Here is a 16,183-nt window from a genome sequence, read left to right as displayed (position 1 = left end):
TGGACACTGTTCCAACTTTGTCTAACTTTGTCCAATCTTAGAGGAAACAATTATGTAAACTGAATTTAAGGTGCATAATAAGCGTGCGAGATGAAAATCGCATTGGATAATCAACAAGAAAGCTTTTATATAAATATGATATAATGCTGAAGGAATCGTCTTCATTTTGAAGAATACTAAAGCTCCTAAAGGAGGTTGGTTAAAGCAAAACAGGCTTTATAGAAGTTTTACCGTAAAGTTGGATGTAAATTAAACGATGAAAGATGAGGTGAAAACCTGGAAAACATCCAAAGTTTTTGTCATCTACACTTCGTGATGTCTAGATGACATATCGCCAGGTTACTGTTATGCACAATGCAATTCAACACATTACAAGTTTTCATGTATACGCAGCCATTATTATATTTATCATTACATATTTTTTGATTATGACCGAAAAGATCAATCGCGCTTCGGCAGCTCTTTTAGGTGCTATATTGATGATTTTGTTAGGTATTGTTGACTTTAATAAGGCCATTATGGAACACATTCAGTGGGAAACGATTGTCCTTCTTATGGGTATGATGATTTTAGTCGGCATTACAAACAAAACAGGCGTGTTTCAATACGCAGCCATCAAGTCTGCTAAAATCGCTAAAGGTGATCCTGTTCGAATTCTAGTTATTTTATCAATCTTAACAGGCGTCGGATCAGCATTTTTAGACAACGTAACAACCGTGTTATTAATTGTTCCCGTTACATTTTCCATCACTACTATTTTGAATATTAATCCTTTTCCCTTTCTTATATCAGAAGTGCTGTTTTCAAATATTGGAGGAACGGCAACTTTAATAGGCGACCCGCCTAATATTATGATTGGGGCAGCGAACCCTCACCTTGATTTTAATGCTTTTTTATTAAATTTAACTCCTGCAGTACTGATTATCGGTGTTGTTACGCTGGGGATTCTTGTTCTTATCTATCGTAAAAAGTTAAAAGTAGAAGATAGTAAAAAGCAAGAGCTAATGAGTTTAAATGAAAAAGATTATATTCAAGATTCCGTTTTAATGAAAAAATCGTTAACTGTATTAGTCTTAACGATTCTAGGTTTTACCCTGCATTCCGTTTTACATATTGATGCCGCTATGGTAGCTATTACAGGTGCAGCTGTATTATTGGTAATTGGATTAAGAACTCATGATGAAGTAGAAAGTGCGTTTGATTCTGTTGAATGGACAACCATTATTTTCTTTGCTGGTTTGTTTATTCTTGTCGGGGGATTAATCGATGTAGGCATCATTAAAAAGCTGGCTGCAGGCGCGTTAAACGTTACAGACGGCAATATCGCACTGTCAGCTTATCTCATTTTGTGGATTAGCGGAATTGCTTCAGCTGTTATTGACAACATTCCTTTTGTTGCTACAATGATTCCACTTATTCAAGATATGGCTCATGGAATGGGAATGAGCCCTGATTCTGCTCAAATCAGTGTACTATGGTGGTCACTGGCTCTAGGAGCATGTTTGGGAGGAAATGGTACGTTAATTGGAGCGTCTGCCAATGTAATTGTAGCTGGCATGGCTGTAAAAAAAGGACATAAATTTTCGTTTATGGATTTTTTGAAAATTGGAGCTCCAATCACGCTCGTATCTCTTTTAATTTCAACGTTATATATTTTCCTTCGCTATCTTTTATTTCTGTAAGGGAAGAAAAATTAAAATCTACGCGAACAGTAAAAAAGACTTCTCAGCTGAGAAGTCTTTTTTACTGTAAATACATGCCTCAAGCAGCCCAGACGAAGTTGATAATAAAAGCGGCGCTAATGATGTACATAATCCAGTGAATTTCCTTTGCCCTGCCGGCTAACAATTTAACGAATGTATAAGATAAAAACCCTAGCGCTAAGCCTTCGCCGATACTAAACGTTAACGGCATCAAAATGATGGTACAAAAAGCAGGCACAGCATCTGTTATCTCGTCTAAAGGAATGTTTTTGATTTCTGTTAACATGAGAGCTCCAACCATAATTAAAATAGGCGCTGTAGCAAAAGCAGGAATAATGCTAATTAATGGCGTAAATAAAATGCTCACTAAAAACAACATGGCAACGACCAGTGCTTTAAGGCCCGTTTTGCCTCCTTCTGCAATTCCCGCAGCATTTTCTACATACGCGTTCATTGCGGTAGATCCCATAGCAGCACTGGCTACAGTCGCAAGAGAATCTGCCATAAGCGCTTTATCTAACCCTTTGATTTTTCCTTTTTCATCCATTAATCCAGCTTTTTTAGATAATCCAATCATCGATCCTAAATTATCAAATAGCTCCACAAGTGTAAATGAAAAAATAATAGAGAAAAGACCGTAATGAAGAGCAGATTTAATATCCATTTGTAAAAAAGTTTCCGATATGCTCGGCATTGAAAACGACACCACGCTGCTGATGCTTTTTGGTGCTTCTACTATGCCCAGCATCATCCCGGCAATTGATACTAGCAAAATGCTAATCAGGGCAGCTCCTTTAATTTTTCGAGCAGTTAATACAGTTACCGCGATAAAACCTAATAAAGCAAGTAATGGGCCCGGTTTTGTAAGCTGACCAAGGGCTACTAAATTTTCTTTGTTGCTTACAATAATTCCTGCTTGCTTAAAACCGATAAAAGCAATAAAAAGACCGATTCCAACAGAAATAGCACTTTTTAAAATAGCGGGTATCCCTTCAATAATCTTCTTGCGTAAGCCTGTTATGGTTAAAATAAAAAATACAACCCCTGAAATAAATACGGCTCCTAAACCTGTTTGCCACGTCAACCCTTCACCCAATACCACTGTATACGTAAAAAAAGCGTTTAGCCCCATTCCTGGTGCTACTGCAATAGGCATGTTCGCCCATAATGCAAACAAAAGAGTTGCAAAGACAGTGGCAAAAATCGTCGCCGCAATTGCCGCTTCTTTTGGAATGCCTGCATCTGCTAAAATCGTCGGATTAACAAAGATAATATAGCTCATCGTCACAAAAGTAGTAATTCCAGCAAGAATTTCTGTTTTTACATCTGTTTTGCGTTCGGTTAAATGAAACAGCTTATCCAACGATGAAGGGTTAGGTGCTGATTTTTTTATTAGTTCCATATGCTGAGTTTCAACTTTTTCATTTATCGCCACTTGCTTTTCACTCCTTTAATTTTCGATTCATCTTCTTTTAACTCGCTTTTACAACTCCTCTATAAAACAGTGTGTTTTTAACCATTCCCCCTCTCTTTTTTATGAAAATATCTATAAAAAGAGCCGTGAAAACAGAAGGGAATCCTTCTATCTTCACGGCTCTTTGCTTCTGTAAACAGAAGATAAGCATCCGTCTTTTACGTGTTTTGCACAACAAACGATTTCATCGAACGTTTTGCAATTTATATAGAGAAGTTATTTAAAGCAAATAACCGTACAAGAATTCTCTGTAACAGGATCATAGTCTCTAAATAAAGAAGTGACCTGGATATCAAATAAAAGCTCCACTTTTTGCTTTAGCATTTTTTTATATTTAGTCGACAAAGCGGCATCAAGAGACATCACTAATTCTCTATATTCTTCACTAAGTGCTTCTAGTGCCGGCATTCTTTTTGATTGAGCTAGTATAAGAATTTTATTATCAATAATATCTATTTTTTGAGTATTCACGCCTACATTAAAAATTTCTTGGCTAATTTGAGTATACAAAGTAGCTATCTTCTTTTTAGAGATCGGCTCCATATGCTTCACCTTTTTCATTGTTAAAAATATGTTTTTGCTATATTGTTTTCGCTTGATTATTGTCCTTTGACCAGCTGCCGACAAATTCAGGCTCATCATAGTCAAAGAAATTGGTTAAATTCTCATGGCGATTATCAATAAAAAGCTGATTGGCGACTTCTGAGACGAGCTTTGGTATCGCATATTTTAGCCCTGAAAGAGCGGATGCAGAAATTCCACAGCTAATTAAAGCGGAATAATTAAAAGCAAAAAGGCCATATACCATTTTTTGACCTTCCCTATTACGACTTAAAAAAGCAAAGCCGTTACTAAGGTAAGGATGGGCATCCAATACTGGGTTGGCAATTTCATGCGGTGCTTTGTAATGATCGTTCCAGCGGGCGATGTGTTTTTCAACAAGTTGCAATTCTGGACGCAGAGCCGGATCTGTTAGAAGTCCGGTGCTAATAATTAAATAGTCAAACGTAAACGTTCCCTGAGGAGTGGTTACAACTGCTTTGTCGTGTTTTTCCTCGACGTTGAGCCATGGGGCATGTACGTGCAAATGAAAACCTGGCCATGAGGAAGCGCGTCCAAATGTATCATTCGTAGGCGGCTGATTGTATTCGAAAAAATGAGCCATCACTTCATATTTTTCAGCATCTGATAGAGCATGGAAACGTTCAATCATTCCTGAAGCTTCCATTTGTCTGATTGGATTAATACGGGGAAGTTCTTTTCGTCGAACAAATACATGAGCTTCAGCAACCCCTTCAGAAAGCGCATAGTTGGCGTTATCAAACGCGGAAGCTCCTCCTCCTAAAACAGCTACTTTTTTGTTCTTCAACGTAGTAAAATCAATGGTTTGTGAAGTGTGAGAATAAAGATGAGGCGGCAATTTTTCAGAAATCATAGGTGGAACATGCCATTCTCCTCCTCCTTGAATTCCTGTAGCTAGTATAACTTTACGTGCCATCAGTGTAGGACACACGGCTCCATTCCCTTCAATATGCAAGCGATGGATACCTGTTTCTGCAGGCTCAATTAACGTTAATTTTATTTCATTTGCCACAGGAAGGTTAAGAATGTTCCGGTACCAGCGCAAATAATTCATCCAGTCTCCTCTTGGGATTTTGTCAAGAGCTTCCCAGCCTTCTGAGCCGAATTGTGCTTCCCACCACGCTTGAAACGTAAGTGAAGGCATACCTAAATCGATAGACGTTAAGTTTTTGGGCGTTCTTAGCGTAATCATTCGCGCGTACGTTTCCCACGGACCTTCTAAACCCGAACGGTTTTCATCAATAACAAGAATATTCGACACGCGTTCTCGCAGCAAGCCAAAGGCCGTTCCTAAACCGCTTTGACCTCCTCCAATAATGATTACATCGTATACGTGTCCGCTCTTAGGGATAATTGGCTGCACCTCTGTTGGTTTCCTGAAGGAAAGGTAAGAAAGATCGGTTTCCACTCTTTTATTTAAAGCTTCTAAGCTCATTGTTATCTCTCCTTTCAATAAAGTTTCTCCGTGATAAAAGTTTATTTTATACCTAACACAAAATGATAGGTTTTATAACATCATTTAATTTATATTTATATTATCACTTTTGGAATATGATTGTATCTCCATTCTCTCTAAAGTTTTTTTTGCAAATTGTATAAAATCACTAATATAATTTTTTTATATCTTATGTATGGAAGCATATTTACATCGTTTAAAAGGAAAAAACCATTAGAAAGTTTAAGGAAGAAAGCTTTTCTGACATAAATTTTAAGGTAAACATGTGCGAGTTTGTGACAGTTATTTGTTAATTACGCTCTACTACTTGACTATCGTATTCATCAAATCTATAGTCATAATTAGTAACTCAGCAAAGGGAGTCAACGTATGAGAAATTTATTTAAAATAACAGCTATATTTACAACGATTGTTATGTTTATTTTAATGATTGCCGGCAGTCTGGTCACAACCACAGGATCTGGATTAGGATGTGGAAACGAGTGGCCGCTGTGTAACGGGCAGTTAATACCCGAATACGCGGTAGCAACAATGATTGAATATACGCATCGTTTGATTACCGCATTTGCAGGTCTTCTCGTTTTAGCATTTTCTATTTGGGCTTGGATTCGTTACCGCAGAAACCGTGAAGTGAAAATTTTAGCGATTATGAGTATTGCATTTATCGTTATTGAGTCATTACTCGGGGCTTCTGCAGTTATTTGGCCTCAGTCAGCTGAAGCGCTAGCGCTTCATTTCGGTCTTTCGCTTATTGCGTTTACCGGCGTATTTTTACTTTCAATGTTTGTTATTCAAAAGGACCGTTCGGATCATTTTATTAAAGGAGCGGTTACAGGCAAATTTAGATGGCTCGCATGGTTTACGCTTCTGTTTACTTACTGCGATATTTATTTAGGGGCATATGTGCGTCACAAAGGTGCAAGCTTAGCATGTACAAGCTTTCCTGCTTGTTATGGCAATACGCTTATTCCAAAGCTATCAGGAACAACAGGAATTCATTTTGCCCATCGATTTGCTGCTCTTGTGCTGTTTGTTCTTATCATTTGGATTATGGTATCTGCCATCAAACAGTATAAAGAAACCCGCCGTGATATTTATTACGCGTCCATCATTGCGGTTGCTTTAACCATTGCTCAAATATTCAGCGGTATCTTTGTTGTCATGTCTCGTTTAAATGTCTTTGCTACACTGTCTCACTCGGCATTTATTACAGCGTTATTCGCTACGCTTAGCTACATTTGTGTACAGACTTTAAAAGGTAAAAGACGATAAAACCAAAAAAACACGTGCAGTTCATAACTGCACGTGTTTTTTTTGAGTTAAGCTAGTTCTATCCCGCCTGTAATCCCGTAAACTTGAGCTGTTACGTAGCTTGCATCCGTTGAAGCTAAAAATACGTATACATTTGCTAACTCTACCGGCTGACCAGCGCGCTGCAAAGGCGTATCTTGTCCAAAACCTGGAATAGCGTCGCTTGGCTGCCCTCCAGAAATTTGCAGCGGCGTCCAGATAGGTCCTGGAGCAACTGAGTTGACGCGAATACCTTTTGGAGCTAGTTGCTTGGCTAGTCCGCGAGTGAATCCGTTAATGGCAAACTTTGTAGCTGCATAATCTAATAAATTAGGACTTGGGCTATAGCCTTGTACAGAACTTGTGGTAATAATAGAAGCACCTGCCGGTAAATAAGGCAGCGCTGCTTTTACGGTCCAATATAAAGAGAATACATTTACTTCAAAGGTTTTGCGCAGTTGGTCCGTTTCTAAATCAGCAATATCTTCTACCGCCTGCTGTTTGCCAGCTACGAGCGCTAGAACATCTAAACCATCTAATTCTTTATAAGCTTTTTCTACTAGCTCTTTGCAAAAAGATTCTTCGCCTACATCACCAGGTATGAGAACGGCTTTTCTTCCTTCTGCTTCAATAAGCTTTTGTACTTCTTCTGCATCTGCTTGCTCTTGTGGCAAGTAATTAAGCGCAACGTCCGCTCCTTCTCTTGCGTAAGCGATAGCTGCTGCCCGGCCAATACCTGAATCTCCACCCGTTACAAGAGCTTTTCTGCCTTTTAATTTACCTGCACCTATGTAACTGTTTTCCCCGCAGTCCGGGATGACGTTCATTTCTTTCTGTACACCGGGCGGTTCTTGATACTGTTTTGGATAGTCTTCATGGAAATATTGAGTTAATGGATTATTTAGTTTTGACATATTCGTCACTCCTTTATGAATGAATCCTTAACCAACTAAGGAAAAGTTTTCTATATACTTGTTCTTCCCGTCCTCTTCTTTAGTAAACATGTTTGATGTGCTCTATTATCCTCACTTTTCTTTCGTTACCCTTCCCCTTCAATCAACAGCTAAAAACAGCTGCATACATGAAACCTACGTTCACCATCACAATAAAAAAATCCCAACGAGTCGAATTCTCTATTAAGAATTCGATTCCTCGTTCGGATCTTCTTTCAACTAAAATACATTTATCCCCCCTCTTTAAATAAATGGTGAGAGCTTTGTATTTTGCTGTGAACAATAAGCTTTCTTTCTCTTCTGTCCTGCTACTCTGTTAGTTCCACTTGTAAAGGCTTTGATTCTTCTTCGGCTTCTTTAGGAGTGCGAACGATTAACACATCACATTTGGCATAGCGTAAAATATGTTGAGATACGCTTCCAATTAAAATGCGCTCTACGGCGTTTAACCCCGTCGCACCGCATACAATTAAATCAACGTGCTTATCGGGAGCAATTTTTTTAGATATTTTTGTTTTAGGGGAGCCGTGTTCAATTAATGTCTCGACTTTCGTTACTCCAGCTTTGATGGCTAGGTTGCTATAGTTGGTCAAAAGTTCTTCAGCAAATTTCTCTGCATCTTGAAAGCGTGTATCCGTATAGAATGCATAAGGTGATGGACTTAACGCCTGTATGTCGATAACGTGACAAACTATCAAATAAGCGTTATTTTTTTTCGCACTGTTAACTGCTTTTTTAAATGCCCACTCTGCTTCTACAGAACCGTCTACTGCTACGAGGATGTTACGATAAGCCATATTCATCATAATCTCTCCTTTGTCTTTCGTTTATAAAGAACTTTCCTTGCTACACTTTTATTTTACTTCTTACGCAAACGAAAGTATGTGATTTTTATCACAAGGTAGAGAAATTAATAAAAATGGAGCCGTGTGTAGTGCACGGCTCCATTTTTATTGAACTTGAGAGTTAAAAGTCATTATCCAAATCGACCCTTCTACAATCGTAATAACAAAAACGATTCCAAGTATTAAAGCCATCACATTATAACGGGGCTTCTCTCCGTCTTTAATATGCATGAAGAAAAACAGTTGAATGAAAAATTGAAGCACGGCCATTCCTAGAATACTAGCTAGTAATATATTTTTAGCAAATACATGGTTTAATACGAGCATCAGAGGAATAACGGTTAAAATAATCGAGAAAATAAATCCTATTGTATAAGCTTTTAACGACCCATGGTTCTCCATCTACATCACCCCCATTAAATACACAACCGTGTAAAGGAAGATCCAGACAGCATCAAGAAAATGCCAGTATAAGCTGATAATCGTCACTTTTCGCTTTGTTACAGAGGTAATTCCGTATCGTTTTAATTGGATTGTAATTGAAATCATCCAAATGATGCCGACAGAAACGTGCAGCCCGTGCGTACTAACTAGCGTATAGAAAGCTGTAAAAAATGCGCTGGTGGAAATGGTTGCTCCTTCATGAACCATTGTTTGAAATTCATGAATTTCAAGGCCAACAAAGCACATACCTAAAAGCAGAGTTACGATTAGCCAGCCAATTAAAGGCTTTATTTTTCCCTTGTGCATGCTCAGCACAGCTAATCCGCTCGTAAAGCTGCTCGTTAATAAGATAAACGTTTCAGAAACAAATCCTGGAACTTCAAAAAATTCCTTTCCTGTAAGGCCACTCGCAGTATGATTAACAAGAACGGCATAGGTCGCAAATAATGCTCCAAATAAGATGCAGTCCGTTACGAGGAAAAGCCAAAAACCCATAACTGTGATTCCTTCATCATGTTCGTCATGATGTTCTTCGTGGTGCGCTGTCGCATAAGCCATGTCAGCCAACCCTCCCTACTGAATCTTCTATATGTCGAATTTCATCCACCGGAATATAATAGTCCGAGTTGTATTGAAAAGAACGAGCTAGTAAACAAGCTCCGACTCCTGTCAAACCGAATATCGCCATCCACACCCAGTGGAACGTTAAGCCAAAACCAGCAATGAACCAGAAAACCGCCATGATAAATGGAATACCTGAATTCTTAGGCATATGAATCGGAGAAAAAGCAGCTGTTTCCTTCGCTTTTTTCTTTTTTCTTTCTTCTTTTATTGTCCACCACGCATCTTGCCCCGTTACTGTTGGAATCGCTGCAAAATTGTAGTGCGGCGGCGGTGAAGGAATGGACCATTCTAATGTACGTCCATTCCAAGGATCCCCTGTTACATCTCGTTCTCCGTACTTAATGCCATGAAGAATCTGCCATGCTTGAAAGATAAACCCTATGCCCATAAAGAAAGCTCCGACTGTAGAGATAACGTTCAGCGGTCCCCATCCCATGTCAAAGTCGTACGTATAAATACGGCGCGTCATTCCCATAAACCCTAATGCGTATTGAGGCATGAAGCATACATAAAAACCAATATTCCACGTCCAAAACGCCCATTTACCAAGACGGTCATTTAGTTTAAAGCCAAACATTTTTGGCCACCAATAGTACAAACCTGCAAAAAAGCCGAATACAACGCCTCCAATTAACACTTGGTGAAAGTGTGCAACTAAAAAGTAGCTATTATGATACTGATAGTCTGCGGGAGCTGCTGAAAGCATAACACCCGTTGCTCCTCCCACAACAAAGCACGGGATAAAAGCAATTGTCCATAGCATTGGCTGCGTCATTTGAATACGGCCGCGGAACATCGTAAATAACCAGTTGAACACTTTAACACCCGTTGGAATTCCGATAGCCATCGTCGTAATAGCAAAAAACACATTCACATTAGCACCTGCACCCATCGTAAAGAAATGATGCACCCATGTGAAATACGATAGAACGCTAATAATCATCATTGAAAAAACCATAGACTTATAGCCAAATATCTTCTTTTGAGAAAACGTGGCAACGATTTCAGAAAAAATACCGAATGCAGGAAGTACAACAATATACACTTCAGGATGTCCCCACATCCAAATTAAGTTAATGTACATCATCGGATTTCCTCCGCCGGTCATAGTAAATAAGTGTCCGTCAAAGAAGCGGTCAATAAACAATAAAGCAAGCGTTACGGTTAATACAGGAAACGCAAAAATGATAATAATACAGCTTGCTAGAACGGACCACGTGAATAACGGCATATGCATAAGTTTCATGCCCGGCGCACGCATTTTTAAAATAGTCATAATAAAATTAATTCCGGAAGCCAAGCTGCCAATACCTGATATTTGAATACCCCAAATATAAAAATCTTGACCTGGTCCAGGACTGAACTGCATGCCAGAAAGCGGCGGATAACTCAACCATCCTGCATCTGGCGAGCCGCCGATTACGAACGACAAATTGAAAAGCATGGCGCCAAAGAAAAATAGCCAAAAGCTTACCGCGTTTAAAAAAGGATAGGCGACATCTCTTGCTCCAATTTGAAGCGGTACAACAATGTTAAAGAACGCAAACATAAGCGGCATTGCCATAAATAGAATCATAATGGTTCCGTGCGTAGTGAAAATTTCGTTGTAATGATTAGAATCTAGAAAATGCCACTGAGGGAATGCTAGTTGAATACGCATTAATAGTGCATCTACTCCGCCTCGAAACAGCATTAATAATGAAGAAAGCATATACATAATTCCAATTTTTTTATGATCCACCGTTGTGAGCCATTCACGCCATAGCCACTTCCATTTTTTAAGATACGTAAGAACAAAAATAATACCGGCTAGTGTTAACAAAATGGCGACATCTGCTCCATAAATCATCGGCTCCCCTGTCACAAAAAAACGAGATGAAAAATCTTTTAATTTGTCTAACAACTTATTTTCCTCCTTCCTGGTGCTCGTGCTGTGTATGTGTTTGTTCATCAGAAGCCACATTCATGGTCTTCATGTCTTCGTTTTTCATATGGTGATGCTGACTATAATATTGACCGCCGTTTTTAATGACAATTTCTTGGAATAAACCTTTAGGAATAGTAGAATACGATTTTTCCAAGGAAAGACCTTGTTTGGCAAGACTGTTATAATCAGCTTTTGTTAAAGCTGGTGCGGTTTCTTTCACTTGTTTTACCCACTGATTAAATTCTTTTGTCGATGTAGATTTAACTTTAAAATTCATATGAGCAAATCCTTCACCTGTAAAATTAGCGCCTGAACCAAAATATTCTCCCTTGTGATCAGCTTGCAGCCACAGTCCCATTGCCATTCCCGGCATGGTATATAATTGTCCTCCCAGCTCCGGTACCCAAAAAGAATTCATAGGTGCATCTGACGTTAGCACGAATTGAACGGGCACATCTTTTGGAATTTCAACATAGTTGACTGTCGCAATATCTTGATCCGGATATTGAAATAACCATTTCCAATCAAGAGACGTTACTTCAATCGTTAGTGGCTTTACATCTTTTTCCGGCGGATCCACTAAGTCATACGTTGTTCTGGCCGTAGCAAAACCTAAAATGCCAATAATAATAATAGGGATGCCCCACCAAATAAATTCCAGACGCTTACTATCGTCCCAGTCTGGTCGATACGGAGCCTTGTTTCCAGGCTTATCACGGTAGCGTAAAACGATATATACAAGCAGGCCTAACACAGGAATAACAACAATTGCGCATAAAATTATGGAAAAAATAATTAACTGGTATTCTTTTTGGGCCACCGCCCCCTGCGGATTTAAAATCAAATAACGACTATCACAGCCTGCTAAAAAAATTGTGATGAATACGGAGAGAATCATTAACTTGCTAATATGCATTGATTTTTGCTTTCTCACCTAAGCTCAGGCTCCCTTCCTCTAAATCTCTGTACATAATAATGGTATATAAACGTTCATATTAGAGATGCATCTCAACAGATCAAAAGGCTAAAAACCTCCTAACATATTGAAGTTTGTCATGACATATTGCTTACTCCTAAAAAATTATCATGTTGTGTTGTTAAAGGGTGTGATATTTATCACACTTAAATCGGTTTTTATCTATTTTAAATACCTTTACCATAATTTCGTCACATATTTGGTTAAATGTAGGGGATAAAAGGTGCCTTGTGACTAGCCTAATAAAAGAAAAAACTCTTCCAGTTTTTATTAACTGAAAGAGTTTTTTATAAGTACTAGATGAAGTATTGAGCTTTAACACTTACTGATTTGCTTGTTTGACCTGCTGAAACATCCAATCAATCATTTTCTGATTTTGATACGCGGGAACCCATGAAGCATGATCATACTTTAATTCTTTAGGATATTCCGTATATAGCGGATGCCCCCAGATTTTTTGTAAATTCATTGCACCGTTATTTATATTTACGATGAAACACTCCTCATAAAGAAAACTATATTTCTATTTTCAAAGAGACTTATCACTATAGCAATATCTTTTAAAAAAGCTATCCACTTTCTTCATAAAGATTACATATTAAAAACACCTAAGGATAGTTTAGGTGTTTTTGAAAGTTTTATATTCATCTTTCCTCTAAGTAAAAGCTCAATGGTTATATGGCCTTCTTACTCTTTGAAGCCCCTTGTTTTTTTCTCCACATATTTTCCATTTGTTCAAGAGTTCTACCCTTTGTTTCAGGAATAAATTTCCAGACAAATAAAGCAGAAAGTACACTCATTAAACCGTAAAAACCATATGTTAATCCTCCGCTATATTCCATCATCACGGGATATGTAGAGGAAATAAAATAGTTAGCCGCCCACTGAGCAGCTACGGCAATAGCTACAGCACGACCTCTAATTTTATTAGGGAAAATCTCTGAAATGAGCACCCAACAAATTGGTCCCCATGACATCATAAAGGAAGCTGTATAAATAATGATAAATACAAGCGTCCCTATACCAATGATGTTTGAAAAAGCCATGCTTGCTACACCGAACATTCCAATGGCCATTCCGATAGACCCTGTTATTAATAAAGGTTTTCTTCCCAAACGATCAACCGTCAAAATTGCAATTACTGTAAAAATAACGTTTACTAATCCCATAATAATCGTTTGCAGCATAGAAGAATCTTTAGCTGCTCCCATGCTTTCAAAAATACGTGGAGCATAATATAGAGCTACATTTATTCCTACAAACTGTTGAAATACAGAAAGCAGTATCCCTACAACGATAACTAATTTTCCATATGCCAATAATTTTTCAGACGAAACATTGGTAGTGATTGTCTGTTTAATATCATCTAAAATCGATTTCGCTTCTGAAGGCCCATTAATTTTAGTTAGTATAGCTAAAGCTTTTTGATCTTGATTCTGTATAGCTAAGTAGCGAGGCGTTTCAGGAACTAAAAACAAGAGTACCGCAAAGAGTAAAGCTGGAATAGCTCCTGAAGCAAACATGTATCTCCATCCTACATCATTAATCCATTCTAAGGTTTCCCCATTTGCAATACCCCAATTCACGAAGTAAACGACTAACATTCCAAAAATAATCATAAATTGATTGAACGATACCAATCTGCCGCGAATATCTGCCGGTGCAATTTCTCCTATATAGATGGGACAAATGGCTGATGCTAAGCCAACGCCAATCCCACCTATAATGCGGTAGAAGTTAAAAGCTAGTAACAAAGAGAGTGTCGGTTCACCTTTTGTAAAAAATAAAAACTCAGGATAAGAAGCGCCTAACGCTGAGACTATAAAAAGAATAGCTGCTAGTATAAGTGATTGTTTGCGTCCTAGTTTCGTCGCAAAATAACCAGATACCAATCCTCCAATAATACATCCTATTAAAGCACTTGATACAGTAACACCGTGTGCTAAAGATCCTAACCCTAAGCTGTCAATAAGATACACCTTTAAAGATTCTTCAGCTCCAGATATTACAGCTGTATCATATCCAAACAGTAACCCCCCGATAGCGGCAACTAAAGTAATAGAAAAAATATATAATGAGTTTCGATTTTGTTTCATGCGTTGTTAAAAGCAGTTAAGAGTAACAGTAGAAGTTCTATTTCTAACTGAGTTCGCACTTATTTGAATGCGTTTTCAAATTCTTGGAACACAAAAGAAATTTTCTTCGTCCATTCGATTAACTGCTCTTATCCTCCCCTCTAATGTACGTATTTTTCTATTGAATCAAATCTTACTACAGCATTTTCTATACTTCCTTTTGTGTCAGATATATCGATATACAACCATAATCAATTGATACAAGCTACTTTCATATGAAGCTCCTTTTTAAAGTAAGGTTGCATATTTTGCAATCTATTACTTCCTTTTAAATTCGCCTAGCTTTTTACTTAAGTCGTTTGTTTGAAGGTAGACTTCTTTATATAATTCATAAAGCTGTTTATAGACTTGTACATGTTCTGCGTTAGGATAATATGTTTTCGAAGAGGTAATAAATACGTTTGCACACTCTTCCAATGAGTTATACCAGCCACAGCCATAAGCTGCTAGCATGGCTGCTCCTAATGCTGGGCCTTGTTCAGTAGACAACTTTACGATTTTTGCATTAAAAACATCTGCTTGAATTTGAAGCCAATGATCATTTTTTGCTCCTCCGCCAATTGATACAATAGATGTAATTTCCTTTCCGCTTTCTCGAAAGATTTCAATTGATTCACTTAATGAAAACGTAATACCTTCAATAACTGCTCGCGTAAAGTCTCTCTTTTTATGAGAGGCGTCCATTCCTATAAAACTTCCGCGAATCGTAGCATCTGCATGCGGTGTACGCTCCCCAACTAAGTAAGGGGTAAATAAAAGGCCGTTTGAGCCGATCGGTACATTTTTTAGGTCAGCCAACAATTCTTCAAACGTGTCTTTTTCTGCGAAATTCTCCTTAAACCAGCTTAAACTGTGACCCGCAGATAGCGTAACGCCCATCGTATAAAAGGCATTTTCTTTTCCATGATTAAAATAATGGACTCTTCCATTAAAGTCTCTATCGTTTCGTTCCTCATAAGAAAGAACAACACCCGATGTCCCAATGCTACACAGTGTTTCTCCTGGCGATAAAATGCCGGCGCCAATTGCTCCGCAAGCATTATCAGCTCCACCTGCAAATACTTTTGTTGAAGTAGCTAATCCCGTTTTTTGAGAGAACGATTCACTAATATTGCCTATGCATTCACTAGATTCGACTAGTGGCGGACAAAGGTTAATATTGACTCCTACTAATTGGCAAAGCTCACCATCCCATTTTTTCTTGCTGATGTTTAATAATAATGTACCGGCAGCATCTGAATATTCACTATGAATAAAGCCAGTCATCTTAAAACGCAAATAGTCTTTGGGCAGCATAAATACAGCTGTTTTTTCAAATATCTCCGGTTCATACTCTTTTACCCACAATAACTTAGGAAGAGTAAATCCTTCTAAAGCCTGGTTTTTTGTTATTTCTAAAAGACGTTTTTCTCCAATCACTTTATAGAGATGATGACATTGTTCTGTTGTTCTTGTGTCATTCCACAAAATGGCATTACGTAATAGGTTATAGTTTTCATCCAACAGCACAAGGCCATGCATCTGTCCAGAATAACTAATTCCTTCTATATCTTCGGGTTTTATATTAGCGTTAGCAATTAATTCATTTAAAGCACTAGCCGTCTGCTGAACCCATTCTTCTGGATTCTGTTCGCTATACCCTGTTTTTTCATGAAGGAGAGGATAATTTTTAGAAACCACAGCGCAAATCTCGCCTTTTGTATCAACTAAAACCGTTTTTACGGCGCTTGTTCCTAGATCAATTCCAATTACATATTTCATCTTGATACCTCCG

Annotated in this window: 14 protein-coding genes; 2 read left to right on the top strand and 12 right to left on the bottom strand. The window is 38.1% G+C overall.

The features are described 5' to 3' along the window. Positions 1-347: 347 nt before the first annotated feature. Positions 348-1,682: an ArsB/NhaD family transporter gene (locus MKY06_RS09780; RefSeq protein ID WP_057274839.1), complete on the top strand. Its 1,335-nt coding sequence runs from the start codon at positions 348-350 to the stop codon at positions 1,680-1,682. Between the two features lie 79 nt (positions 1,683-1,761). Here the strand turns inward: MKY06_RS09780 and MKY06_RS09775 are convergent, their stop codons facing one another. The 3 genes from MKY06_RS09775 to MKY06_RS09765 form a co-directional block, all read right to left on the bottom strand. Continuing rightward, positions 1,762-3,138 carry an NCS2 family permease gene (locus MKY06_RS09775; protein WP_098278548.1) on the bottom strand — a complete coding sequence of 459 codons (1,377 nt, stop codon included), beginning with the start codon at positions 3,136-3,138 and terminating at the stop codon, positions 1,762-1,764. Between the two features lie 255 nt (positions 3,139-3,393). Further along, complete coding sequence (locus tag MKY06_RS09770) at positions 3,394-3,720, bottom strand: Na-translocating system protein MpsC family protein (RefSeq protein ID WP_013056580.1); 327 nt, start codon at positions 3,718-3,720, stop codon at positions 3,394-3,396. A 37-nt stretch (positions 3,721-3,757) separates the two neighbouring features. After that, positions 3,758-5,194 carry an NAD(P)-binding domain-containing protein gene (locus tag MKY06_RS09765; protein ID WP_098278547.1) on the bottom strand — a complete coding sequence of 479 codons (1,437 nt, stop codon included), beginning with the start codon at positions 5,192-5,194 and terminating at the stop codon, positions 3,758-3,760. A 390-nt stretch (positions 5,195-5,584) separates the two neighbouring features. On the opposite strand from MKY06_RS09765, the gene MKY06_RS09760 reads away from it, so the two are divergent. Next, positions 5,585-6,487, top strand: a complete 903-nt coding sequence (locus tag MKY06_RS09760) for a COX15/CtaA family protein (protein WP_098449290.1) — start codon at positions 5,585-5,587, stop codon at positions 6,485-6,487. 47 nt (positions 6,488-6,534) lie between these two features. Here MKY06_RS09760 and MKY06_RS09755 read toward each other — a convergent pair whose 3' ends face one another. The 9 genes from MKY06_RS09755 to xylB all read right to left on the bottom strand — a co-directional run bounded on the left by MKY06_RS09755 (position 6,535) and on the right by xylB (position 16,170). Continuing rightward, positions 6,535-7,419, bottom strand: coding sequence for an SDR family oxidoreductase (locus MKY06_RS09755; protein ID WP_013056577.1), 885 nt, complete (start codon positions 7,417-7,419; stop codon positions 6,535-6,537). Between the two features lie 347 nt (positions 7,420-7,766). Further along, positions 7,767-8,261, bottom strand: coding sequence for a universal stress protein (locus MKY06_RS09750; protein ID WP_029321208.1), 495 nt, complete (start codon positions 8,259-8,261; stop codon positions 7,767-7,769). Positions 8,262-8,408: 147 nt separating this feature from the next. Next, entirely contained in the window at positions 8,409-8,705 is a 297-nt protein-coding gene (gene cyoD / locus MKY06_RS09745; RefSeq protein WP_098449289.1) for a cytochrome o ubiquinol oxidase subunit IV, read from the bottom strand. After that, positions 8,706-9,305, bottom strand: coding sequence for a cytochrome o ubiquinol oxidase subunit III (gene cyoC, locus MKY06_RS09740; protein WP_053487176.1), 600 nt, complete (start codon positions 9,303-9,305; stop codon positions 8,706-8,708). Between the two features lies 1 nt (position 9,306). Then, positions 9,307-11,274: a cytochrome aa3 quinol oxidase subunit I gene (gene qoxB, locus MKY06_RS09735; protein WP_078081720.1), complete on the bottom strand. Its 1,968-nt coding sequence runs from the start codon at positions 11,272-11,274 to the stop codon at positions 9,307-9,309. Position 11,275: 1 nt separating this feature from the next. Next, a complete protein-coding gene (locus tag MKY06_RS09730) occupies positions 11,276-12,214 on the bottom strand; it encodes a ubiquinol oxidase subunit II (protein WP_098278556.1) in 939 nt (312 codons plus the stop codon). A 382-nt stretch (positions 12,215-12,596) separates the two neighbouring features. Then, positions 12,597-12,743 carry a hypothetical protein gene (locus tag MKY06_RS09725; protein ID WP_176524276.1) on the bottom strand — a complete coding sequence of 49 codons (147 nt, stop codon included), beginning with the start codon at positions 12,741-12,743 and terminating at the stop codon, positions 12,597-12,599. A gap of 205 nt (positions 12,744-12,948) precedes the next feature. Then, a complete protein-coding gene (xylE, locus tag MKY06_RS09720) occupies positions 12,949-14,370 on the bottom strand; it encodes a D-xylose transporter XylE (RefSeq protein WP_029321200.1) in 1,422 nt (473 codons plus the stop codon). A 297-nt stretch (positions 14,371-14,667) separates the two neighbouring features. Then, entirely contained in the window at positions 14,668-16,170 is a 1,503-nt protein-coding gene (gene xylB, locus MKY06_RS09715; RefSeq protein ID WP_013056569.1) for a xylulokinase, read from the bottom strand. Positions 16,171-16,183 lie beyond the last annotated feature (13 nt).

The organism is Priestia sp. FSL P4-0332 (assembly GCF_038005845.1).
Lineage (GTDB): Bacteria > Bacillota > Bacilli > Bacillales > Bacillaceae_H > Priestia.
This window is presented reverse-complemented; position numbering and strand designations above follow the sequence as displayed.

What these genes read in the sequence shown, in the direction of transcription:
- MKY06_RS09760 (WP_098449290.1), top strand. Translation starts at nt 5,585, where the DNA reads ATGAGAAATTTATTTAAAATAACAGCTATATTTACAACGATTGTTATG.
- MKY06_RS09755 (WP_013056577.1), bottom strand. Translation starts at nt 7,419, where the DNA reads ATGTCAAAACTAAATAATCCATTAACTCAATATTTCCATGAAGACTAT.
- cyoC (WP_053487176.1), bottom strand. Translation starts at nt 9,305, where the DNA reads ATGGCTTATGCGACAGCGCACCACGAAGAACATCATGACGAACATGAT.
- cyoD (WP_098449289.1), bottom strand. Translation starts at nt 8,705, where the DNA reads ATGGAGAACCATGGGTCGTTAAAAGCTTATACAATAGGATTTATTTTC.
- xylE (WP_029321200.1), bottom strand. Translation starts at nt 14,370, where the DNA reads ATGAAACAAAATCGAAACTCATTATATATTTTTTCTATTACTTTAGTT.
- MKY06_RS09750 (WP_029321208.1), bottom strand. Translation starts at nt 8,261, where the DNA reads ATGAATATGGCTTATCGTAACATCCTCGTAGCAGTAGACGGTTCTGTA.
- MKY06_RS09765 (WP_098278547.1), bottom strand. Translation starts at nt 5,194, where the DNA reads ATGAGCTTAGAAGCTTTAAATAAAAGAGTGGAAACCGATCTTTCTTAC.
- MKY06_RS09780 (WP_057274839.1), top strand. Translation starts at nt 348, where the DNA reads ATGCACAATGCAATTCAACACATTACAAGTTTTCATGTATACGCAGCC.
- xylB (WP_013056569.1), bottom strand. Translation starts at nt 16,170, where the DNA reads ATGAAATATGTAATTGGAATTGATCTAGGAACAAGCGCCGTAAAAACG.
- MKY06_RS09770 (WP_013056580.1), bottom strand. Translation starts at nt 3,720, where the DNA reads ATGGAGCCGATCTCTAAAAAGAAGATAGCTACTTTGTATACTCAAATT.
- MKY06_RS09725 (WP_176524276.1), bottom strand. Translation starts at nt 12,743, where the DNA reads ATGAATTTACAAAAAATCTGGGGGCATCCGCTATATACGGAATATCCT.
- MKY06_RS09730 (WP_098278556.1), bottom strand. Translation starts at nt 12,214, where the DNA reads ATGCATATTAGCAAGTTAATGATTCTCTCCGTATTCATCACAATTTTT.